This window comes from Microbacterium sp. LBN7 (genome assembly GCF_045690345.1).
Taxonomy (GTDB): domain Bacteria; phylum Actinomycetota; class Actinomycetes; order Actinomycetales; family Microbacteriaceae; genus Microbacterium.
In genome coordinates this window covers 2,558,694-2,580,679 of sequence record NZ_CP147856.1, presented here as the reverse complement: position 1 = coordinate 2,580,679, position 21,986 = coordinate 2,558,694, and the positions used below count along the sequence as shown (strand labels likewise).

Genomic DNA, 21,986 nt, shown 5'->3' with positions numbered 1-21,986 from the left:
CCATGCGCAAGTCAGCGACCACGATCAACCCCGCGCTCTCACGGGTGATCAGCGAGACCGGGCACACCGACCTGCTCGTCGTGACCGATGCCGGCCTGCCGATCCCGCTCGGCTCGGAGCGCATCGACCTGGCGTATCGACCCGGAGCACCGGCCTTCCTCGATGTGCTCGACACCGTGCTGGCCGAGCTCGTGGTGGAGGGCGCGACGGTGTCCGCCGAGGTCGCCGAGAAGAGCCCGCAGGTGCTCGACGCCCTGCGCGAGCGCTTCACCGGGATGGGGTTCGAGATCGAGCTCGTGCCGCACGTCGAGTTCAAGAAGCTCACGCAGGGCGCGCGGGCGTTCGTGCGCTCCGGCGAGTTCACGCCCTATGCGAACGTCATCCTGCACGCGGGGGTCGCGTACTGACATGACCGGCACCGTTGCGGACACGATCGACCGGCACTCCGCCGCTCCGATGTACGACCAGCTGCGCCAGCTGATCATCGACGGCATCGCGCGAGACGGCCTGCAGCCCGGCGATCCGCTGCCCGGGGAGCACCGCCTGTGCGAGCGCTACGGCATCTCGCGCACCGTCGTGCGACAGGCTCTCGCCCAGCTGGAGCACGAAGGGCTGGTCGAGCGGGTCAAGGGCAAGGGCACGTTCGTGTCGCGACCGCGCACGAGCGAGAGCCTCGTGCACACGCTCGTCGGCCTGTACGACGACGTGGAGCGTCGCGGCGGCCACGTGCACAGCGATGTGCTGCGGCACGAACGGACGACTGCCGATGAGGAGGTCGCGCTCGCCCTGGAGATCCCCGTCGGGTCACCGGTCGTCGCCCTCGAGCGACTGCGTCATGTGGACGGCGAGCCGTGGTCGCTCTCCACGACCTGGATGCCGGATGCCGTCGGCGCCGTCACCCTCGACGCCGATCTGACCGAGGCGTCGCTGTACCGTCTCCTCGCCGACAACGGCGTCGTCGCGACGCACGGCGTCCGCTCAGCGGAGGCCACGGTCGCGACCCACGAGCAGGCGCAGCTCCTCGGCGTCAGTGCGGGCTCGGCTCTGCTGCGGCTGCGCAGCGTGAGCCGCAGCGCCGACGGCGCCCCCATGGAGTACTTCATCGCCTACCACCGCGGCGATCGGTCGCGCTTCGAGTTCCAGCTGCAGCAGGAGCAGTCGCAGGCGTCTCTCCTGCACGTCGACGGCGATGGCGGTGCCTCTCGCGCGGGCACGGTCGGCTGAAGAGGGCCTGACGCGGTCATCCCGAGTACCGACGAACCGCGCGACAAGACGACGCCGCAGGAGAGCAATCAGCAGGAACCCTGGGCCCCGAGCGGCCCGCGCACGACTGACGATCTCTCCTGCACGTCGCGGATGGTGGCGAAGATTCTCCCCACAGCATGACCACCTGAGCAGATCTGCCCGCACGGTCGATGACGGAAACGACTACCTTTCGGAGAGGGCATCCGGCAGGGGCCGTCGATCCAGGGGAGAACGATGACAGACGAGCAGACAGGGGCCGGAACAGACGACGTCATTCCGCCTCCACCTGTGGACGAAGGCGGCAGCGCTCCGAGTTTCCCGCCCGTCGTCCCGCTCGCGCCACCGGTGAGCGCTCCCGTTCCTCCCGGACCCTCCGCCGCACCTCTGCCGCCCTACGCGACCGCGGGCGGCCACCCGGCATCCGCTCCCGCACCCGCGTACCCGGCACCTGCCCCGGCGAAGTCCTCGAACGCCCTCGGCATCGTGCTGGCCGTGGTCGGCGGTCTCGTCATCTTCGCGGTCGTCGGCGTCGCCGTGCTCGTCGGGTTCCTCGTCCGCGGGTCGGACGAGGCTTCCCCGCCGGTCCCGGTCCCGGTACCGAGCCCGAGCGCGTTCGCCGAAGAGCCGGATGCCCCCTCCGACGACCAGCCGTCCGACGACGAGCCTGCCGGCCCTGACGCCGACGCCTCGGGGATCGCGGACCGGCTCGCGGCGAAGATCGATGAGTACAAGCGCCTGCGCGACTCCGGCGCGCTCTGGCAGACGATCCCCGACACCGAGTACAACCGCACCGCCGTCTCGGCGTTCCTGTATCTGATGACCGACATGAAGGTCGCGACGATCTGGGGGATCGACGAACAGCAGGCGCAGGAGTACGACGAACGCATGGCAATGCTCGAGGAGCGCCTGCTCGCGCAGCAGCCGCTCGGCGACGATATAAAGATCACCCTCGAGGACAAGGTCTTCACCTATGACGGCGAGACCGGCGAAGGCGGCTACACCGACAAGTGAGCGGGCGCGTTACGCTCGATCCGTGACCTCCTGGACCAGCACCGCGATCGCCCTGCTGGAAGCCGATGCCAATCGCAGCGCCGACACGCACCTGCATCTGTTCCCGCTGCCGCCGGAGTGGGGCATCGACCTGTACCTGAAGGACGAGTCGGTGCATCCGACCGGTTCCCTCAAGCACCGCCTGGCCCGCTCGCTCCTGCTCTACGGGCTCGTCAACGGACGCATCCACGAGAACACGACGCTCGTCGAGTCGTCGAGCGGGTCGACCGCGGTCTCGGAGGCGTACTTCGCGCGGATGCTGGGACTGCCGTTCGTCACCGTCGTGCCGCGTTCCACCAGCCAGGAGAAGATCGACCTCATCGAGTTCTACGGCGGACGGTGCCACTTCGTCGACCGCGCGGAGGACATGTCGCCCGAAGCTCAGCGTCTCGCCTCGGACTGCCACGGCCACTACCTCGACCAGTTCACGTTCGCCGAGCGGGCGACCGACTGGCGCGGCAACAACAACATCGCGGAGAGCGTGTTCAGCCAGCTCTCCCAGGAGAGGCATCCGATCCCCCGCTGGATCGTCGTGGGCGCCGGCACCGGCGGCACGAGCGCGACCTTCGGACGGTACGTGAAGTACCGACGGCACGAGACGCAGATCGCCGTGGTCGACCCGGAGGGCTCGGCGTTCTACGACGGCTGGGCCGGCACCGTCGACGCCCCCGCCGGACGACCGAGCCGCATCGAGGGCATCGGACGGCCCCGCGTCGAGCCGTCGTTCGTGCCGAGTGTGATCGACGAGATGATCCGGGTGCCGGATGCGGGTTCGATCGCCGCGATCCGGATGCTGCGCGCACGCACCCTGCACTGGGCGGGCGGGTCGACGGGCACCAACCTCTACGGCGCGTTCCAGCTCATCGCCCGGATGCGGGCGGCCGGCGAGACCGGCAGCGTCGTGACACTCATCTGCGACAGCGGCATCCGCTACGCCGGCACCTACTACTCCGACGAGTGGGTCGCCGCCCAGGGCTGGGACCTCGCCCCGCATCGCGCACGTCTGGACGCCTTCCTCGAGACGGGCGTCTGGGCCGACTGACCCGCACCCCCGGCTCCCCGGCTCCCGCACCCCTGGGGCCATGACTCCCGCACCCCTGGGTCCCTGAGCTTGTCGAAGGGCCCGAGCAGGCTCAGCGACCCAGCCCTTCGGCGATGGCCGATCGGGCTACGCTGGCGGCATGACCACTCTGATCCTCACCGTCGCGGGTGCAGACCGTCCGGGCCTCGTGGCCGCTGTCGCCGATGTCGTCGATGCGCACGGCGGCAACTGGGAGAACAGCTCGCTGGCAGAACTCGCCGGCACGTTCGCGGGCGTGATCGAGGTGTCCGTCCCCGAAGACCGCGCGCCCGAGCTCCAGACCGCGCTGCGCTCGCTGCAGGGCCAGGGCCTGTTGACCCTCGCCGTGCTCACGGGCACCCCCGCCGTCGATCTCGACGACGAGCAGCTCCTGACGATCCAGGTGCTCGGCAACGACCGCCACGGCATCGTCCGCGAGATCTCGACGGTGCTGAGTCAGCACGCCCTGAGCATCGAGGAGCTGGCGACCGAGACCCGGGATGCCGCGATGGCCGGCGGTCGCCTGTTCGAGGCGTCCGTCACCGCGCGCGTTCCGGCGACGGTCGATCTCGACGCGCTGCGCGCCGACCTCGAGCGCATCGCCGCCGAGATCCAGGTCGACATCACCCTCGCCTGACCGCCTGCGTCCCGATCTGCTGACCGTGACCCGATCAGCTCACGGATCGGTCAGAATCCTCCGCAGATCGGGACGACATCCGCAGATCGGGACGTCGACTGTCTCAGTCAGCCTGCTCGTCCACCTCGGTGTACTTGCGCACCCAGTACTCGGTGTACGCGACATGCGAAGACGCGGCCGCCGAGGCCGCCACCGGATCGGCCGCGGCGAGACCGCGGAGGATCGCGCGGTGCCCGGCATCCGAATGCAGCTTGAGCTCGGCCGCATCGTGCACATCGTGGATCCGATAGGCGCGCGAGCGCGACCGGAGCACGTCGATCAGGCTGGTGAGGGCGTCGTTGCCGGCGACCTTCGAGATCGTCATGTGGAACTCGTGGTCGAGCCGCGAGTGATCCTCGAAGTCGTCGCTGACCTCGATCTCGCCGAGGAGCGCGTCGAGCTTCTCCACGGTCTCTTCATCGATACGCGCCGCGGCGAGCGCAGCAGCGTGCGGTTCGAGCACGCGCCGCAGCTCGGTGAGCTCGAGTACTCCCGCCATGGGCAGAAGCCCCACGGTGAGCGACAGGCTGCCGATGAGGTCGGCGGCGCGCAGCTCGCTGACGTAGCTGCCGGACCCGTGCCGGGTCTCCAGCACGCCGAGGGCGCCGAGCGTGCGGATCGCCTCGCGGAGTGATCCGCGAGAGACGCCGAGCCGTTCGCAGAGCTCGCCCTCGCTGGGCAGTCTGTCCCCCGGCCGCAGGGCACCGTCGGCGATGAGCGCCCGCAGCCCGTGCAGCGCTTTGTCCAACGCGCTCATCGTGTTCCTCTCTGGCACCCGGATCTCCTGTGAGTCTGTCGGATGCCGATCGCGCAACCAACTTGTATGACGACTTTATTAAATTGTGCGTGATTTCTGGTGATCTATCGACCTGTGTGGCAAAGTTGTGCAACAACTCCCCCCGACGTGTTGAAGAGGACCCATGCAGGCCACCGGTTTCCCCGCCCCGCTCCGACTGAGGTCGTTCGACCGTGCGCGGGATGCCTGGCCCCTGGATCCGGCGATCATCCACCTCAACCACGGCTCGTTCGGCGCCGTCCCCACCGCCGTCGTCGAGCAGCAGGACGCGCTGCGCCGCAAGGCGGATCTGAGCCCGGTCGAGTGGTTCCCCCGCATCGCCGAGCGCGTGCGCGCCGCCCGGGAGCTGACCGCCCCGTTCGTGGGCGCTCGCCCCGAGGACAGTGCCTTCGTGCCGAACGCCTCTGCCGCTGCCACCGTCGTCTACAACGCGCTCCGCCTCGATAGCGGAGACGAGATCCTCGTCACCGATCAGGGCTACGGCGCGATCACGATGGGGGCGCAGCGCCTCGCCCGCCGCTTCGGCGCGACCGTGCGGGTCGTCGAGCTCCCGCTGCTGGGCTCCGACGACGAGATCGTCGAGCTGTTCGCCGCTGCCCTCACCCCGCGCACGAAGCTCATCGTCGTCGATCAGATCACCTCCCCGACCGCCCGGCTGCTGCCGACCCGACGCATCGCCGAACTCGCAGCCGACCGCGGAGTGCGCACGCTCGTCGACGGCGCCCACGCCCCCGGCCTCGTCGCGGATGCCGCAGCCGTCGCCGGCGGCGACTGGTGGTTCGGCAACCTGCACAAGTGGCCCTGCGCTCCGCGCGGCTCGGCGCTGCTCGTGACAGAGACGCACGACCGCGAAGAGCTCTGGCCCCTGATCGACTCGTGGGCGGCGCAGGAGTCGTACCCGACGCGCTTCGACACGCAGGGCACGATCGACGCGACGACCTACCTCGCCACCCCCGCCGCCATCGACTTCATCGAGAGCGAGTACGGCTGGCAGCGTGCGCGCGAGACGATGGCGGTGCTCGCGGATGCCGGCGCTGAGATCATCGCCGAGGGCTTCCGCCCCTACGCCGACGAGGAGCCCCTCACCCCGCTCCCCTCGCCCGTTCCGTCGATGCGACTCGTCCGCCTCCCCCTCGGCCTCGGCGCCACGCGGGAGGAGGCCGACGCCCTGCGCATGGACCTGCTCGACGAGACCGGGGTCGAGACCGCGTTCACCAGCTTCCGCGGCATCGGCTACTTCCGCCTGTCGGCGCACCTCTACTCCGAGGCATCCGACTTCGAGGCTTTCGTGGAGCGCTGCATCCCGCAGATCCTCCAGCGTGCCGGCATCCGGCCCGCGGCATCCGTCATCATCCCCTGACCCCCACCCGAAACACCAACTGAGAGGCACATCGTGAAGAACAAGATCTTGACGACAGCGGCGGGAGTCGGCACCGTCGCCGTCCTCGCGCTCACCGGCTGCTCCGCCGGCGGCGGCCCGTCCGCCGACGGGACCGTCACCCTGCAGATGGTCGAGAGCCTGACCAACCCGGCGCGCACCGACCTCATCCGCGGACTCCTCGACGAGTTCGAGAAGGAGAACCCGAAGATCAAGGTCAACCTGGTCTCGCCGCCCACCGAGCAGGCCGACCAGAAGATCCAGCAGATGCTGCAGTCCGGCAAGGGCGTCGACCTCCTCGAGGTGCGCGACATCACGGTCGGACCGTTCGCCAACAACGGCTGGCTGTACGACCTCGGCGACGACCTGGAGAAGTGGGACGGCTGGGACGCCTTGACCGACAACGCCAAGTCCGCGTCGGTCGCAGAAGACGGCAACAGCTACTTCGTCCCGTACGGCTTCTACGGCCTGTCGCTGTTCTACCGCACCGACCTCGTCGAGAAGGCCGGCTTCGACGGTCCGCCGAAGAGCTGGGAAGACCTGCTCGAGCAGGCGAGCGCGATCCAGGACCCGTCGAACAACGTCTACGGCTACGCCTTCCGCGGCGGCCCGAACGCGAACAGCAACGTGGTCGCCGCCATCGAGGCGTACACGATCGACGATCTGAACGTCGACGACGCCTTCCTGATGAAGGACGGCTCGACGATCTTCGCGGCGCCCGAGGCGCAGGATGCCGTCGACGACTACTTCGCCCTCTTCGAGAAGGCATCGCCGCCCTCGGCCGTGTCGTGGGGCTACCCCGAGATGGTCGCCGGATTCACGAACGGCACCACGGCGTTCCTGCTGCAGGACCCCGAGGTCATCGCGACGGTCCAGGACTCGAACCTCACCGAGGACCAGTGGGACACCGCTCCGCTCCTCGTGGGCCCGTCGGGCAAGGCCGCGCAGCCGCTGGCCGTGGCCGGATGGGGCGTCGCCGAGGCGAGCGAGAACAAGGAGGCGGCGGTGAAGCTCGTCGAGTTCCTCTCGTCCGCCGAGCCCGCGACCGAGTTCGCGCAGGCGAACAGCCTCGTGCCGATCATCACCGAAGCGGCGGACGACGACTTCTACTCCACCGGCCCGTGGACGAGCTACGTCACCATGACGGAAGACCCGGACACCTACGTCAACGTGCGCCAGCCGCGCGGCGTCAGCTGGTGGACCGAGTGGATCCAGAAGTCCGACCAGGATGTGCAGAACGTGCTGCTCGGCAACATGTCGACGAGCGATCTGCTGGCATCCTGGGACGCCTTCTGGACGGAGAAGTACGCCGCGGAGAAGGGCTGACCCGTGGCCCTGACCGCTCGCGAGGGAGGTTCCGTCGGCACGGCTTCGAAAGAAGCCGCCGGCGGGGCCTCCCCCGGCCCCCGGCGCCGGCCGTTCCGCGGCCGGCACGCGCTGACGCTCCTGGCCTTCATGGCCCCGGCGATCGTCTTCGTGTGCTGGTTCACATACTGGCCGATGCTGCAGGGCGCCCGCATGGCCTTCCACGACTGGAACCTCTGGGACCTCACGTCGACCCCGTTCGTCGGCTTCGACAACTTCGTCGCGGTGTTCCAGGATCCGGCGTTCCCCGTCGTGGCGTGGAACTCGATCCTCTGGGTGGTCGGCTCCCTCGTCCCGCAGCTGGTGATCGGCTTCCTGATCGCCCTCGCCCTGCGCAAGCGGTTCCGCTTCCGCGGGCTCTACCAGGCCCTCGTGTTCTTCCCCTGGGCGGTGTCGGGCTTCCTGATCGGGATGCTGTTCCGCTGGATGTTCAACGCCGAGTTCGGCGTCGTCAACGACCTGCTCATGAAGGCCGGTCTGATCGACGCCCCGCTGCCCTGGCTCGCCGACCCGAAGCTCGCGATGATCGCCGTGATCGTCGCCAACATCTGGTACGGCGTGACGTTCTTCGCGATCATGATCCTGGCCGCGCTCCAGTCCGTCCCGGACGAGATGCTGGAGGCCGCGAGCCTCGACGGCGCCGGCAAGGTGCGACAGCTGTTCTCGATCATCATCCCGTACATCGCGGTGACGCTGCTGCTCACGATCCTGCTGCGCGTGATCTGGATCTTCAACTTCCCGGACATCATCTACGCCATGACCAACGGCGGGCCCGCGAACCAGACCCACATCATCACGACCTGGATGATCAACTACACCCAGCAGGGCAACTACGGCATCGCGAGCGCGATCGGCCTCATCGTCGTCGCGTTCCTGTTCGTGTTCTGCGCGTTCTATCTGATGGCGATGCGGAGGGCCCAGCGATGACCATCACCGGTACCACCATGACGGAGACCAGGCGGCTCACCGTCCCCGACCCGGCCAGGGCTCCGCGTCCGAAGCGCCGGGTGACGCCGGGCGGCGTTGTGCGCGTCGTCGGCCTCGGGCTCTGGCTGGTGATCACGCTCTTCCCGCTCTACTGGATCGCGCTGACGTCGATCAAGTCGCCGGGCACGATCAACCGGTTCCCGATCGAGTACTGGCCCAGCGAGCCCTCGTTCGAGAACTACGTGAACCTGTTCCAGCAGAGCTCGTTCGCGGTGTTCCTCGGCAACTCGGCCCTGGTGGCGATCGTCGCCGGCGCGGTGGCCACGCTGATCGCATTGCTCTCCGCCTACGTGATCGCCCGCTTCGAGTTCCGCGGGAAGGGCGCGGTGCTGATCGCGTTCCTGCTCACCCAGATGATCCCGGCGTTCATCGCCCTGGGACCGCTGTACTCGATGATGACCGACCTGGGTCTGGTCGACACCAAGCCCGGCCTCATCCTCGTCTACATCGCGATCTGCATCCCGTTCTCGACCGTCATGCTGCGGGGCTTCTTCGAGAACGTGCCGGATGCGCTGGAGGAGGCGGCGATGATCGACGGATGCTCCCGCCTCGGCGCCCTGTTCCGGGTGCTCGTGCCGGTCATGACGCCCGGCATCATCGCGGCGTTCATCTTCAACTTCGTGAACTGCTGGAACGAGCTGTTCCTGTCGGTCGTGCTGATGAACACCGACGAGAACCGCACGGTCCCCTCGGCGCTGAACGGCTTCATCTCGACGTTCAACATCGACTGGGGCTCGATGAGCGCCGCAGCGGTCCTGACGATCCTGCCGACCATGGCGATGTTCGCGCTCGCGAGCCGCTGGATCGTGCAGGGCCTGACGGCCGGCGCCGTGAAGGAGTAATCGAGCCGGTTCCGGTCGCAGAAACGGCTCCATCCGACATGCGGATGGAGCCGTTTTCGCGACCGGAACGCGAGGCTCAGGTCAGGCGGTGCTTCGGCGAGACCGAGTAGGTGTGCTCGGCGTCGCGGTTGACCGCATCGCCGAGTGCCGTGTCGATCGCCGCGAGCGTGTCGGCGTCGAGCTTCACGCCCGAGGCCTTGACCGTCTCGGCGAGCTGCTCCGGACGGGATGCTCCGACCAGCGCCGCGGCGATGTTCGGGTTCTGCAGCACCCACGCGATCGCGAGCTGCGGCATCGAGAGGCCCGCCTCGTCGGCGATCGGCTTGAGCCGCTGCACGGCGGTGAGGATGTCGTCCTGCAGGAAGCTCTTGATGAAGTCGGCACCGCTGTGCGGGTCGGTCGCGCGCGATCCCTCGGGCACCGGCTGACCGGGGAGGTACTTGCCGCTGAGCACCCCCTGCGCCATCGGCGACCAGACGATCTGCGAGATGCCGAGCTCTTCGGATGCCGGGACGACCTTGCCCTCGATGACCCGCCACAGCATCGAGTACTGGGGCTGGTTCGAGATGAGCTGAACGCCGAGCTGCTTCGCGATCGCGTGGCCCTCGCGCAGCTGCTCGGCGGTCCACTCCGAGACGCCGATGTACAGCGCCTTGCCCTGACGCACGACGTCGGCGAAGGCCTGGAAGGTCTCCTCGAGCGGCGTCTCGTAGTCGAAGCGGTGCGCCTGGTACAGGTCGACGTAGTCGGTTCCGAGGCGCTTCAGCGAGCCGTTGATCGACTCGAGGATGTGCTTGCGGCTCAGGCCGGTGTCGTTCGGACCCTTCGGGCCGGTCGGGAAGTAGACCTTCGTGAAGATCTCCAGCCCTTCGCGGCGCTGTCCTTCCAGAGCCTTGCCGAGCACGACCTCGGCGGCGGTGTTGGCATAGGTGTCTGCGGTGTCGAATGTGGTGATGCCGGCGTCGAGCGCCGCGTGGACCGTCTTCACGGCGGCGTCATCGCCGACCTGCGATGCGTGGGTGACCCAGTTGCCGTAGGTGATCTCCGAGACCTTGAGACCGCTGTTTCCGAGATAGCGATAGTTGACCATGTTCCCACGCTAGTCGCTGCCGAGCGGGCCGAGGGCGGGATTCCGTGACCGGTCTCAGGCGGACATCGTCATCCTAGGAAGCACGCCCGAGAGTCTCCCGATACTCGCGCCACGCCGCGCCGAGCCGGCGGATGCCCTCCGTGAGCACGTCGTCGGGTGCGGTGAACGGGATCCGGATGTGGTCGTCGGAGGAGACGGATGCCGCGAACGCGGCACTCCCGGCGATCGAGACGCCGTGGGTGGCCGCGATCCGGGCGAGGGCGTCGGCGGATCCCGCGGGCAGCGCGACCCAGAGCGACAGGCCACCACGCGGCGGGTCGACCTGCCAGTCGGGCAGGTGCTCGGCCATCAGGCGCTGGAGGAGCCCGAGGCGCTCCTGGTGGATGCGGCTGTTCGCACGCCGCAGCTCCTCAGCGTGCGCGATGAGGTCGAGCGCGATGAGCTGCCCCGGCACACTGGTGGACTGGTCGGCGAGCTGCCGTGCGCCGCGCAGCCGCCGCACGAGCACCGGCTCGGCGCGCAGCCAGCCGATCCGCAGCCCCGCCCACGCCCACTTCGAGACGGACTCGACGACGATGATCGGCGCATCGGCCCGCTCTGCCGCGAGGGTGGGCGGCACGACGCCGTCGAAGGAGATGCCTGCGACGACGCGGTCCTCGATCACGGGCACGCCGTAGACCGCGGCGAGCTCCGCGACGCGGCGCCGGGCGGCGACGGGCAGACGCGTCCCGGTCGGGTTCTGGTGGTGCGGGTTGAGCGCGACGAGTGCGGGCCGCAGCCGCGCAAGCGCCTGCTCGAGCGCGTCGACGTCGAGCCCGTCCGGCCCCATCGGGATGCCGTGCACCGTGCCGCCGCGCAGCCCCACCGAGTCGGTGACCCCCGGCCAGGTGATCTCCTCCGCGAGCACCACGTCGCCGGGGCCGACGAGCGCGTTCACGACGAGGCTGATCGCCTGCTGCGCTCCGTGCGTCACGAGGATCTGCTCGGGAGTGGTCGGCGTGCCCTCGGCGCGGTACATCTCCGCGATGAGCTGGCGCAGGACGGGGAGTCCAGCGGGGTCCGTCTCGGGCAGGAGCGCGAGGTCGAGCCGTGGCTGATGGTCGCGGATCAGCTGCACGGCGAGCTCGGGGATCTGCGGGACGGTCCGCAGCAGGTCGATCGCGTTCGGCAGGGCGGAGAACAGCGCTTCGCCGCGACCCGGTCGCTGCACGGGGGCGACGGATGCCGCGGAGCCCGCGATGCGCGTTCCGCTCCCCTGCCGCCGCTCGACGAGCCCGCTCTCGGCGAGGTCGGCATAGGCCGCGACGACGGTGCCCCGAGACACCGAGCTGGCGGCGGCGAGCGCGCGTTCGGCGGGGAGGCGGTCACCGGGACGCAGCTCGCCGGTCTCGATGAGGCCCGCGATTCCGCGCGCGAGCCGGCCCGCGAGAGTGCCGTCGCCGTGGGTCCAGCGCCCCAGTCGCCCGGAGAGCCCCTCGGACGACACCTCGCCGGCCCGAACGAGCACGGTCGATGATCCTGTGTCCGATCCGTGGTCCACTGGCGCCGGATTGGCCCTGTGATCGATGCTCATGAGACCCGATTCTGGACCAATGGACACGTTCTTCGCCAGCACTTCACCCGATCTCGGTCCAATCGACCCAGATTGGACCATCGGCGCGCTCGTCGAGTGGCTCAGCGAGGACTCCCGTCAGCACGACCCGGCGCTCCGGGGCCCGCTCGCCCGGATCGACGCGGAGCTCGCCGGTGCGCGCTGGACGCACAGCCCGTCGACCGTCGCCCTGATCCGATCCATCGCGGACGCGGTGATCGGCGATCCGGCGATCCGCCGCATCCGCATCCGCGATCTCGGCAGCCCCGATCCGACCTCCACGAGCACGTCCACGCCGGAGCGGCTTCTCCAGCTCGCCTGAGAGCCCGCTCGCCTGCGGTTCCTGTGCTCCCGACGCGGCTGAGCCGCCTTCGCCGGCTCAGCCGACTGTCGGACGGACCAGCTGCTCCTGCTCGTCGAGGGTCTGCGCCTGCGCGCGCTTCTCGGCCCGTTCGCGCTCCTGCGCCTCGGCCGCCTCGGCCGCCTCGCGGCGCTCGGCGCGGGTCTGCGGTTCACCGGAGCCGGCGGCATCCGCCTGCATCCCCTGCGACTGTGTCGTCACGATCTCGGCGCGGTCGCGGAAGCCCTCGGCCGTCACCTTGTCGAGCGCGACCTGCTTGCGGATGGCCGCGGCCTTCTCATAGAGGTTCGGGTCCCCGTAGCTCGTGAGGACCTTCACCAGCACGGGCAGCAGCTCGATCATGAAGAACAGCGCCGCGATCAGGATGTGCGCCCACAGGATCGTCGGCTCCTTCTCGCTCAGCCGGTTGAGTCCGCTGATCTGGCTCAGCAGTCCGACAGCTCCCGCGTTGCCCTGCGCCACGGCATCCGCGCGCGCGTTGTATGCCGCGAGAGCCTGGTCGTAGGTGTCGCGCGCCCCCGGCAGCTGCGACTGCGCCTGCTCGCGGTTCTGCGACTCCGACGCCGAGGTGTTCTCCTTGGCGGACGTGCCGGCGGCGGCGAGCTCGTCGTTCGCCGTGCGCAGCTGCGCAGCCAGCGCGTCGTAGGTCTGCTGCGCCTCGGCGAGCTGCGCCTCGGCGGCATCCGAGCTCGCGCCCTCGCCGTTGACTCCGGTGCAGCCGGGGACCGTGCCCGCGCCTTCGCCGGTGAGCTCGCACTGGTACAGCAGGCGGGCCTGATCGATGACCGCCTGCTGCGCGGTCATCTTGGCGGTGAGGTCGTCGACCGTCGCCTGCGCGGCGGACTCGGTCGCCGAGGACGAATCCGTGCCGGCGACGATTCCGGTCGCGGCCTGGTTCTCCAGCTCGGCCACGCGGTCGGATGCCGCGTCCAGAGCGATCTTCTCCGGCCCCGACTCGAGGGCCTCCTGGTCGGACTGCGACTGCGTGATGTTGGTCGAGGCGACCTCGCGTGCGATGTCGTTGTGGAAGATCTGCAGCACCAGCGGCTCGGCGACCACGAAGCCGATGATCGCGGCCATGATCACTCGCGGGATCGCGAGGCCGATGAGCTTCCAGACGTTCCGGGTCGACGCCATGGTCGACGTCAGGAACCGGTCGAGGTTGAAGATGATGAGCGCCCACACGAGTGCCAGCGGCACGGCCAGCCACATCGCCGCCTGAACGCCGGTGGTCAAGGCGAACAGCATGGAGATCGCCGAGACCAGTGCGGTCCCGGCGAGCACGAAGAACATCTGCACGAAGCGCGGGGTCTCGCCGGGGACGCGGTCGAGGATCTCGCCCTCCGCACCACCGAGGATCGCCAGAGTCCTGGCGCGGGAACCGGGCGTGCGCGCGCGACGCGGCTTGCGGACCCGGGGCTTGCGCGCCGGCTTCGGAGCGGGTGACGGCTGCTCCGTCGTCTCCTCTGTAGGCGCGGTGACGGGCACTTCGCGGGTCACGTCGTCGGTGCCGGTGGGCTCGAACTCGCGCAGGAAGTCGAAGTCGTCGGTCTCGGCGTTCGGGTCGCTGTCGAGGACGATCCGACCCTGCGAGTCGTAGCGACCCGGTCGATGGGCGGAATAGGGCATCCCGACAATCTACGAAAGGTCGCCTGTGCATCCCGTGGAAGAAGGCTTTGAACGACTCACAGGTTCGACTCTCCGAGGAGCCGGTCGACGGTCGCGGCATGCGCGACGATGGCGTGGTCGAGCGTGAAGTGGCCGGCGGCGGCGAGGGTGCCCAGCCCGTGGATCAGCCCCCACAGCGCCAGTCCATCGGCCGGGGTATCGAGCCCTGCCGCGGTGGCCGACTCGGCCAGCACGTCTTCGAGACCCTGGATGAGCGGCGCCATGGTGGCGGTCGGCGATCCGGGGACGCAGACCGTCGGATCGTAGACGGCGTCGAAGGCGTGCGGATGCTCGACCGCGAAGCGGATGTACGCCGATCCACCCTCGATGAGCCGTTCTCGGGGGGTGCCTGCCGCGACCGAGGCGACCCGCACCTGCTCCAGCAGGTCGGCCATGCTGCGCTCGGCGATGGCCTTCAGCAGTCCGAGCCGATCGGCGAAGTGGTGATACGGAGCGTTGTGGCTGACGTTCGCCGCGCGAGCGACCTCGCGAAGGCTGATCTCCGCGGCCGGCATCCGCTCCAGCAGCTGCATCGCGGCATCCTCGAGCGCGCGGGCGAGATCGCCGTGGTGGTAGCCGTCCTTCGAACTTGACATGAGCAACATTGTCTCCTATCTTGACAGTGTCCACCAGCTTGACACTGTCCAGATAGGAACGCAGCCATGCCCGCTCTCGTGATCGACGGCCACCCCGACGCCCGCTCTCTGACCGCCGCGCTCGCGCAGCGCTATGCCGCAGGGCACGGCGACGCCCGCGTGCTCGCGCTGCGCGACCTCGACTTCGATCCGCATCTGCGTTTCGGATACCGCGAGCGGATGACGCTCGAGCCGGACCTCGTCGAGGCCAAGCGAGCGCTGAGCGAGGCGCACACCGTGGTTGTGACCACGCCCCTGTGGTGGGGGTCGGTGCCCGCCGTGCTGAAGGGCTTCTTCGACCGGGCTCTTCTTCCGCAGCAGGAGTACCGCTACACGAAGCTCGGACTCCCCGAGGGCCTGCTGCCCGCACGTCGCGGGCGCCTGCTCCTGCTCGCCGACACCCCGTGGTTCGCGGCGCCGCTGACCGGTCTCCCCGCGCAGACGCACGTCGCGCGCAACACGATGCGCCTGTGCGGCATCCGCTCGGTGCGCACCCACCGGATGCTCGGCGTCAAGGACGCGAAGGAGGCGACCGTCACCCGCTGGCTCGACCGCGCCGAGCAGCTCGGCGCCCGCGACGCCCGCCGGTCGGCGGAACCGCGTCGGGCAGGTCAGGCCATCGCGGCCGAGGCGGCCTCGTCCTCCGTCGTCGCGACCAGCTGACCGCAGGCGCCGTCGATCTCCTTGCCGCGGGTATCGCGGAGGGTGGTCGGGATGCCGGCGTCGTTCAGGCGCCGCACGAACTCGTTCTGCACCGAGGTCTCCGACGAGGTCCAGATCGATCCCGGCGTCGGGTTCAGCGGGATCGGGTTCACGTGCACCCAGCCGCGGCCGCGCTGGTTGAGCTTCTCGGCGAGGAGGTCGGCGCGCCAGGCGTGGTCGTTCATGTCCTTGATCAGCGCGTACTCGATCGAGACGCGGCGACCGGTCTTCGCGTAGTAGTCGTACGCGGCGTCGAGCGCCTCGTCGACCTTCCACCGGGAGTTCACCGGGATGAGCTCGTCGCGCAGGTGGTCGTCGGGCGCGTGCAGCGACAGCGCGAAGGTGACGGGGATGCCCTCGTCGGCGAGCTTCTTGATCGCCGGCACGAGCCCGACCGTCGACACCGTGATGCCGCGAGCGCTCATGCCCAGGCCGTCGGGCTGCGGGGCCACCATCGACCGCACGGCATCCATGACCCGCTTGTAGTTGGCGAGCGGCTCACCCATGCCCATGAAGACGATGTTCGAGACGCGCTCCATGCTGTGGTCATCGGCCTTCTTGCCGCCGAGGCCGCCCTCGGCGATCAGGCGGTTCGCGCGCACGATCTGCTCGATGATCTCCGCGGTCGACATATTGCGGGTCAGGCCCGCCTGCCCGGTCGCGCAGAACGGGCAGTTCATGCCGCAACCGGCCTGGCTCGACACGCAGAGCGTGATGCGGCCGGGGTAGCGCATGAGCACCGACTCGACGAGCGCACCGTCATGCAGGCGCCAGAGGAACTTGATCGTGTCGCCGCGGTCGGTCTCGAGCCGGCGCACCTCGGTGAGCAGCGGCGGCAGCATCCCGGAGACGAGATCCTCGCGGATGCCGGCGGGGAGGTCGGTCATCTCGGCGGGATCCGACGTGTAGTGCCGGAAGTAGTGCGTGGAGAGCTGCTTCGCCCGGAAGCCGGGGAGCCCGAGCTCCTTGACCTTCTCGGCCCGCTCGGCCGGGGTGAGGTCGGCGAGGTGCACGGGGGGCTTCCCCCGCTTCGGGCTCGCGAACTGCAGGAGCGGACGCCCCTCGGCATCCTTCTGCTGCGTCCAGCCCTCGGTTGCCGGACGCACCTGGGCGGGCTTCGTGGAGCGGACCTTGCCCTGGGCGGGTCGACCCTCCGGGGCGGACGCGGATGCTGCGGGGCGCGTCTCGCGCGTGCGGGGAGTGTCGGTCATACGTACAAGGGTACGCGGTGGCGGGTGGGAAGGCCCTGGGGCGCGGAACGGGGCGTCCCTAGACTGACCCCATGGACACCATCGTCTGGATCATCGGGATCGTCGTCGGCCTCGTCGTCGTCGTGGTGATCCTGTCCGCCGCGCTCCGAGGGATGCGACCGAAGCTCCCCGAACCCCAGGCGTTCACGCCCTCGCCGACGACCGCACGCTCGCTGCCCGCGTCGTCCGCGGCCACGACCGCCTCGGGTCTCACCCCGCAGGTCGTCGCCGAGATCGACCGGCTCATCGCGGCAGGGCAGAAGATCCACGCCATCAAGCTGTTCCGCGACGTCACGGGCGTCGGCCTGAAGGAAGCGAAGGACCGCGTCGAGCACTGGTCCATCAGCACGACGGCTCCGCACCTCGCTGCCCGATCGAACGCCACCGCCGCGTACTCCTCGATCACTCCGGCGGCGCACACGCCCGCCTCGGTGCGCGCGTCGCTGCCGGCACCCGTCGCCTCCGACATCGACAAGCTGGTCGCCGGTGATCAGCGGATCGTCGCGATCAAGGTGCTTCGCGAGCACACCGGCCTCGGGCTCAAGGAGTCCAAGCTCCTGATCGACGCCTGGGTTCCCGGCCGCACGCACTGAGACAACTTGTCATTACAGGTTGTGTTCCGCGAGAATGGGGGCACCCCACCCCGAGGAGAACCGATGTCCGACCGTCTCGCCCGCGCCCGCACCACCGGCATCCTCGCCGTGCTCCGCGCTCCCTCGCCCGAACTCGCTCTGGAGGCGTCCGAGGCGATCATCCGCGGCGGCGTCACGGGCATCGAGGTCACGTTCTCGACGCCCGATGCCCCGGCTGTGATCCGCGAGCTGATCGCCCGGCACGGGGATGCCGCCTACGTCGGCGCCGGCACCGTGACCACTCCGGAGCAGGCGGCGCTCGCCGCCGACGCCGGGGCCGAGTTCCTCGTGAGTCCGGGCACGCTCCCCGACCTGACCCGCACCATGCTCGACACCGGCCGTGTCGTGATGACCGGCGCGATGACCCCGACCGAGGTCATGAGCGCACTCGCGCTGGGCGTCGACGTCGTCAAGATCTTCCCGGCGTCCCTCGGCGGCCCCTCCTACCTCGGCGCGCTGCGCGGACCGTTCCCCGACGCTCCCCTCATGCCCACCGGCGGCGTCAGCCCCGACAACCTCGCGGCATGGTTCGCCGCGGGTGCGGTGGCGGTCGGAGCCGGCGGCGATCTGGCGAACGGCGCGTCGATCGCGGCATCCGACTGGACGGACATCGAGCAGCGCGCGGCACGGTTCGCGGCAGCGCTGTCCGCCGTCCGCGGCTGACGCGCTCCGCCGCCGTCACTCTGCGACGCATTCGGTCACGTTCAGCTTGGTTTGGTATACCAGAACGATGAGAGCGAGACGGATGCTGCTCGCTGCGACCATCGCGGCGAGCACAGCCCTGGCCGCCACGGCGTGCACCGCCTCCGCCGAAACGCCGCCGCCGTCTGAGGAGTCCTCCGTGTCCGAAGCCACCCGTGACCTGCTCGATGCCGTCGGCACGGGCGATGCCGACGCCGTCGCGAAGGCGCTCGACGCCGGCGCCGACATCGAGGCACGGGGTGAGGGCGGGATGACGGCGCTCGTGATCGCGACCAAGGCGAACAGCGTCGATGCCGCGAGCGTGCTCATCGAAGCGGGCGCCGACGTGAACGCGAAGGACGACATCCAGGACTCGGCCTACCTCTACGCGGGGGCCCGCGGTCACGACGAGATCCTGCGCCTCACCCTCGACAACGGCGCCGACCTGACGAGCACGAACCGCTTCGGCGGCACGGCGCTGATCCCGGCATCCGAGCGCGGCCTGCTCGCCACCGTGCGGATCCTGCTGGAGGCGGGCGTCGATCCGAACCACGTGAACGACCTCAACTGGACGGCGCTGCACGAGGCGATCGTGCTCGGCGACGGGTCCGGCGCCTACGTCGACGTGGTGCGCGCACTGATCGACGGCGGTGCCGACGTGACGATCCCCGACGGCGACGGCGTCCTGCCCCGCGAACTCGCCGCGAGCCGCGGCTATGACGCGATCGTCGCCGAGATCGACCGATGATCGGCCTCGAGCCGTGGGCATGGGCGGCCCTCGGCGTCGCCGCGATCACGATCGGCATCTCGAAGACCGCGATCCCCGGCGGCAACATCCTCGCGATCGCCCTGTTCGCGGCGGTGCTGCCCGCCCGCACCTCGACGGCGGCGATGCTGCTCCTGCTCATGGTCGGCGACATCTTCGCGCTGATCGCCTACCGCCGCCACGCGCACTGGCCGACGCTGCTGCGCCTCGCGCCGGCCGTCGTCGCAGGGCTGTTGGTCGGCTTCGCGTTCCTCGCGCTCGCCGGCGACGGCATCGTGCGGCGCGCGATCGGCGTGATCCTGCTCCTCATGATCGCCGTGACGCTGTGGCGCCGCTGGCGGCAGGACAGAGCGGATGCCGCGGCGCCCGCCCCCGGCGGCATCCTGCTGTCCGGCGTCTACGGCACGCTCGGCGGCTTCACCACGATGGTCGCCAACGCAGGCGGACCGGTGATGTCGACGTACTTCCTCGCGACGCGGACGCCCGTGCAGGTGTTCCTCGGCACCTCGGCCTGGTTCTTCGCCATCATCAACCTGGTCAAGGTGCCGTTCCTCGCAGGACTCGGCCTGTTCCACGTGCCCGTGCTGCTGATGGACGCGGTACTCGCCCCGCTGGTGGTGATCGGCGCCCTCGCCGGCATCCGTCTCGCGAAGCGCATGGACCAGCGGCTGTTCGACCGCATCGTGATCGTGCTCACCGTCGTGGGTGCGGTCTACCTGCTGTTCTGAGCCCGCTCAGTCGAGGAAGATGTCCGGGAACAGCGCCGAGTCGGGCGTCCCGGGGATCGCGGCGTAGCCGGAGAAGTCCGTCACGCCGTCGGCCTCGAGCACGTCCTCGACGATGAGCGTCTGGCCCGTGTAGCTCGCGGCGGGCTTGAGCAGCACCGCGTAGGCGGCATCCGCGTAGACGTCGGCCGTGCGGCTCGCCGCCATGACCTTGTCGCCGCCGAGGAGGTTCTGCACCGCCGCGGTGGCGATCGTCGTCCGCGGCCAGAGCGTGTTCGCGGCGATGCCGTCACGGGCGAACTCCGCGGCCAGGCCGAGCGTCACCATCGTCATGCCGAACTTCGCCAGCGTGTACCCGGTGTGCGCGCCGAGCCACTTCGGCGTCGGGTTCAGGGGCGGCGACAGCGACAGGATGTGCGGGTTCTCGGCATCCTTGAGGATCGGGACCGCGGCGCGCGACAGCATGAACGTTCCGCGCACATTGACGTCCTGCATGAGGTCGTATTTCTTGGCGCCGAGCTCGAGCGAGCGCGACAGGTCGATCACACTGGCGTTGTTGATCACGATGTCGATGCCGCCGAACTCGCCCTGCGTCTTCAGGACGGCCTCGGTGATGTCGTCGTCGTCGCGGACGTCGCCGACGATCGGCAGCGCCTGCCCTCCCGCGGCGCGGATCTGCTCGGCCGCGCTGTGCACCGTGCCCTCGAGCTTCGGATGCGGGGTGTCGGTCTTCGCCAGCATCGCGATGTTCGCGCCGTCTCGTGCCGCACGCAGCGCGATCGCGAGGCCGATGCCGCGGCTTCCGCCGGACATCAGGATGGTCTTGCCTGCCAGTGACATGGGTGCTCCTCTGATCTGCCGGACGGGTTACTTCGACGCCATGCGGATGGCGCCGTCGAGACGGATGGTCTCGCCGTTGAGGTAGCCGTTGTCGACGATGTGCTCGACCAGCGCGGCGTACTCGTCGGGGCGGCCGAGGCGCGACGGGAACGGCACCTGCTGGCCGAGCGAGTCCTGCGCGGCCTGCGGCAGCCCCATCAGCATCGGCGTCTCCATGATGCCGGGGGCGATGGTGCACACGCGGATGCCGTGGCGGGCGAGCTCGCGGGCCACCGGCAGGGTCATCGCGTGCACGCCGCCCTTGGACGCGGAGTAGGCGGGCTGGCCGATCTGCCCGTCGAAGGCCGCGACGCTCGCGGTGTTCACGATCACGCCGCGATCGCCGCTCTCGGTGGGCTCGTTCTTCGCGATGACGGCAGCGGCCTGCGAGGTCACGTTGAACGTGCCGACGAGGTTGATGCGGACCACGCGCTCGAAGTCGACGAGCACGGCGGGGTTCCCGTCGCGGTCGAGCACCTTGGCGGGCGGAGCGATCCCCGCGCAGTTCACGACGACGCGCAGCGGCGCGGCCGCCTGGGCCGCGGCGACGGCATCGCGCACCTCGTCGGCGCTGGTGACGTCGGCGGGCACGAACAGTCCGCCGAGCTCTTCGGCGATCTCCGCGCCCTTCGACGAGGCGAGGTCGACGATGGTGACGTGCGCGCCCGCCTTCGTGAGTCGTCGTGCTGTGGCGAGCCCGAGCCCGGACGCCCCTCCCGTGATGAGAGCACCCTGTCCGCTGACCTGCATCTGTTCTCCTTCGAACGTGTGCGACTGCTGCTTCTGAAACGCAGTCTCAGCCTACGTGGTTCTCCGTGCAGTCACGAAGCCGGGCCCGGGTATCGCACCGTGCGTCAGGATGGAGGCATGACGATTCCCACGGAACCGGTCGCCGTCCCCGAGAAGGTCCGCCGCCTCGCGCGTGGTGCGGACCTGGTCTGCGTCTGGGACAACGACTACGGCGGGCTCACCTTCCGAGCGACAGGTGCGGGCGATCCGTTCTACATCAAGTGGGGACCGCGGAACCTCGAGTTCAGCCTGCAGGACGAGGCCGAGCGGATGGCCTGGGCCTCCCGCTGGATCGCCGTGCCGACGGTGATCGAGCAGGGGCAGGATGACACGCACGAGTGGCTCGTGACCGCGGCGATCGACGGCCTCAGCGCCGTGGACCCGCGCTGGGTCGCCGAACCCGCGACCGCTGTGCGTGCGGTCGGCGAGGCCCTGCGGGCGATGCACGACGCGCTCCCCGTCGAGGAGTGCCCGTGGGAGTGGAGCATCGCCTCGCGCATCGCGAACGCCGAAGGGCGCGGCATCGAGGTGCCGGACGCGCTGCGCACCGCCCCGCCCATCGATCGCCTCGTCGTCAGCCACGGCGACGCCTGCTGCCCGAACACGCTCGTCGGCGACGACGGGCGCTGGATCGCCCACGTCGACCTCGCGCTGCTCGGGACCGCCGACCGCTGGGCCGACCTGGCCGTCGCCTCCATGAGCACGGAGTGGAACTACGGCCCCGGCTGGGAGGACGCACTCATCGAGGCCTACGGTCTCGAACCCGATCGCGAGCGCCTCGCCTACTACCGGGACCTCTGGAACGCGACCTGACGATC

At 69.7% G+C, this 21,986-nt stretch carries 24 protein-coding genes; 16 read left to right on the top strand and 8 right to left on the bottom strand.

Features of this window, described 5'->3' with window-relative positions:
• Positions 1-2: 2 nt before the first annotated feature.
• The 5 genes from rbsD to LBN7_RS12375 all read left to right on the top strand — a co-directional run bounded on the left by rbsD (position 3) and on the right by LBN7_RS12375 (position 3,992).
• On the top strand, positions 3-407 hold the full coding sequence (rbsD, locus tag LBN7_RS12395; RefSeq protein WP_407359801.1) for a D-ribose pyranase: 405 nt from the start codon (positions 3-5) through the stop codon (positions 405-407).
• Position 408: 1 nt separating this feature from the next.
• Positions 409-1,224, top strand: coding sequence for a GntR family transcriptional regulator (locus LBN7_RS12390; RefSeq protein ID WP_407359800.1), 816 nt, complete (start codon positions 409-411; stop codon positions 1,222-1,224).
• A 366-nt stretch (positions 1,225-1,590) separates the two neighbouring features.
• Positions 1,591-2,256 (top strand): hypothetical protein, encoded by a 666-nt coding sequence (locus LBN7_RS12385; RefSeq protein ID WP_407359799.1) that lies wholly within the window; start codon positions 1,591-1,593, stop codon positions 2,254-2,256.
• A 22-nt stretch (positions 2,257-2,278) separates the two neighbouring features.
• Positions 2,279-3,337: a PLP-dependent cysteine synthase family protein gene (locus tag LBN7_RS12380; protein WP_341947416.1), complete on the top strand. Its 1,059-nt coding sequence runs from the start codon at positions 2,279-2,281 to the stop codon at positions 3,335-3,337.
• Positions 3,338-3,476: 139 nt separating this feature from the next.
• The gene (locus LBN7_RS12375) at positions 3,477-3,992 is read left to right on the top strand and encodes a glycine cleavage system protein R (RefSeq protein WP_407359798.1); all 516 of its coding nucleotides are present in this window, start codon (positions 3,477-3,479) and stop codon (positions 3,990-3,992) included.
• A gap of 103 nt (positions 3,993-4,095) precedes the next feature.
• Here LBN7_RS12375 and LBN7_RS12370 read toward each other — a convergent pair whose 3' ends face one another.
• Entirely contained in the window at positions 4,096-4,788 is a 693-nt protein-coding gene (locus LBN7_RS12370; RefSeq protein WP_407359797.1) for a FadR/GntR family transcriptional regulator, read from the bottom strand.
• 163 nt (positions 4,789-4,951) lie between these two features.
• Here LBN7_RS12370 and LBN7_RS12365 point away from each other — a divergent pair, with 163 nt between their 5' ends.
• The 4 genes from LBN7_RS12365 to LBN7_RS12350 are packed head-to-tail and all read left to right on the top strand — an operon-like array spanning position 4,952 to position 9,399.
• Positions 4,952-6,187: an aminotransferase class V-fold PLP-dependent enzyme gene (locus LBN7_RS12365; RefSeq protein ID WP_407359796.1), complete on the top strand. Its 1,236-nt coding sequence runs from the start codon at positions 4,952-4,954 to the stop codon at positions 6,185-6,187.
• 33 nt (positions 6,188-6,220) lie between these two features.
• Positions 6,221-7,531 (top strand): sugar ABC transporter substrate-binding protein, encoded by a 1,311-nt coding sequence (locus LBN7_RS12360; protein WP_116633840.1) that lies wholly within the window; start codon positions 6,221-6,223, stop codon positions 7,529-7,531.
• Positions 7,532-7,534: 3 nt separating this feature from the next.
• Positions 7,535-8,497 carry a carbohydrate ABC transporter permease gene (locus tag LBN7_RS12355; protein WP_116633839.1) on the top strand — a complete coding sequence of 321 codons (963 nt, stop codon included), beginning with the start codon at positions 7,535-7,537 and terminating at the stop codon, positions 8,495-8,497.
• Entirely contained in the window at positions 8,494-9,399 is a 906-nt protein-coding gene (locus LBN7_RS12350) for a carbohydrate ABC transporter permease (protein ID WP_341947413.1), read from the top strand. Before LBN7_RS12355 ends, LBN7_RS12350 begins: the two co-directional genes overlap by 4 nt.
• A 76-nt stretch (positions 9,400-9,475) precedes the next feature.
• On the opposite strand, the gene LBN7_RS12345 is transcribed toward LBN7_RS12350, so the two are convergent.
• Complete coding sequence (locus LBN7_RS12345) at positions 9,476-10,489, bottom strand: aldo/keto reductase family protein (RefSeq protein WP_341947412.1); 1,014 nt, start codon at positions 10,487-10,489, stop codon at positions 9,476-9,478.
• Positions 10,490-10,562: 73 nt separating this feature from the next.
• Positions 10,563-11,996 (bottom strand): PLP-dependent aminotransferase family protein, encoded by a 1,434-nt coding sequence (locus LBN7_RS12340; RefSeq protein ID WP_243408785.1) that lies wholly within the window; start codon positions 11,994-11,996, stop codon positions 10,563-10,565.
• Between the two features lie 85 nt (positions 11,997-12,081).
• Between LBN7_RS12340 and LBN7_RS12335 the strand changes: the two genes are divergently transcribed.
• Entirely contained in the window at positions 12,082-12,402 is a 321-nt protein-coding gene (locus LBN7_RS12335) for a hypothetical protein (RefSeq protein WP_341947410.1), read from the top strand.
• 57 nt (positions 12,403-12,459) lie between these two features.
• On the opposite strand, the gene LBN7_RS12330 is transcribed toward LBN7_RS12335, so the two are convergent.
• Together LBN7_RS12330 and LBN7_RS12325 are read right to left on the bottom strand one after the other, a co-directional pair.
• Entirely contained in the window at positions 12,460-14,070 is a 1,611-nt protein-coding gene (locus LBN7_RS12330) for a DUF4407 domain-containing protein (protein WP_407359795.1), read from the bottom strand.
• 56 nt (positions 14,071-14,126) lie between these two features.
• Complete coding sequence (locus tag LBN7_RS12325; RefSeq protein ID WP_407359794.1) at positions 14,127-14,705, bottom strand: TetR/AcrR family transcriptional regulator; 579 nt, start codon at positions 14,703-14,705, stop codon at positions 14,127-14,129.
• Positions 14,706-14,771: 66 nt separating this feature from the next.
• Between LBN7_RS12325 and LBN7_RS12320 the strand changes: the two genes are divergently transcribed.
• Complete coding sequence (locus LBN7_RS12320; protein WP_116633833.1) at positions 14,772-15,407, top strand: NAD(P)H-dependent oxidoreductase; 636 nt, start codon at positions 14,772-14,774, stop codon at positions 15,405-15,407.
• On the opposite strand, the gene rlmN is transcribed toward LBN7_RS12320, so the two are convergent.
• Positions 15,356-16,657: a 23S rRNA (adenine(2503)-C(2))-methyltransferase RlmN gene (gene rlmN, locus LBN7_RS12315; RefSeq protein WP_207769884.1), complete on the bottom strand. Its 1,302-nt coding sequence runs from the start codon at positions 16,655-16,657 to the stop codon at positions 15,356-15,358. The genes LBN7_RS12320 and rlmN overlap by 52 nt on opposite strands.
• A gap of 71 nt (positions 16,658-16,728) precedes the next feature.
• On the opposite strand from rlmN, the gene LBN7_RS12310 reads away from it, so the two are divergent.
• The 4 genes from LBN7_RS12310 (at position 16,729) to LBN7_RS12295 (ending at position 19,503) form a co-directional block, all read left to right on the top strand.
• Entirely contained in the window at positions 16,729-17,289 is a 561-nt protein-coding gene (locus tag LBN7_RS12310; protein ID WP_407359793.1) for a ribosomal protein L7/L12, read from the top strand.
• 63 nt (positions 17,290-17,352) lie between these two features.
• Positions 17,353-17,991: a bifunctional 4-hydroxy-2-oxoglutarate aldolase/2-dehydro-3-deoxy-phosphogluconate aldolase gene (locus tag LBN7_RS12305; protein WP_407359792.1), complete on the top strand. Its 639-nt coding sequence runs from the start codon at positions 17,353-17,355 to the stop codon at positions 17,989-17,991.
• Between the two features lie 178 nt (positions 17,992-18,169).
• On the top strand, positions 18,170-18,757 hold the full coding sequence (locus tag LBN7_RS12300; RefSeq protein WP_243408783.1) for an ankyrin repeat domain-containing protein: 588 nt from the start codon (positions 18,170-18,172) through the stop codon (positions 18,755-18,757).
• Entirely contained in the window at positions 18,754-19,503 is a 750-nt protein-coding gene (locus tag LBN7_RS12295; RefSeq protein ID WP_407359791.1) for a sulfite exporter TauE/SafE family protein, read from the top strand. The genes LBN7_RS12300 and LBN7_RS12295 overlap by 4 nt, the downstream gene beginning before the upstream one ends.
• 6 nt (positions 19,504-19,509) lie before the next feature.
• Here the strand turns inward: LBN7_RS12295 and LBN7_RS12290 are convergent, their stop codons facing one another.
• Both LBN7_RS12290 and LBN7_RS12285 read right to left on the bottom strand, forming a co-directional pair.
• On the bottom strand, positions 19,510-20,340 hold the full coding sequence (locus LBN7_RS12290) for an SDR family oxidoreductase (RefSeq protein WP_407359790.1): 831 nt from the start codon (positions 20,338-20,340) through the stop codon (positions 19,510-19,512).
• A 27-nt stretch (positions 20,341-20,367) separates the two neighbouring features.
• A complete protein-coding gene (locus LBN7_RS12285) occupies positions 20,368-21,129 on the bottom strand; it encodes an SDR family NAD(P)-dependent oxidoreductase (protein ID WP_407359789.1) in 762 nt (253 codons plus the stop codon).
• Positions 21,130-21,246: 117 nt separating this feature from the next.
• On the opposite strand from LBN7_RS12285, the gene LBN7_RS12280 reads away from it, so the two are divergent.
• Positions 21,247-21,981 carry a phosphotransferase gene (locus LBN7_RS12280; RefSeq protein WP_407359788.1) on the top strand — a complete coding sequence of 245 codons (735 nt, stop codon included), beginning with the start codon at positions 21,247-21,249 and terminating at the stop codon, positions 21,979-21,981.
• Positions 21,982-21,986: the final 5 nt, after the last annotated feature.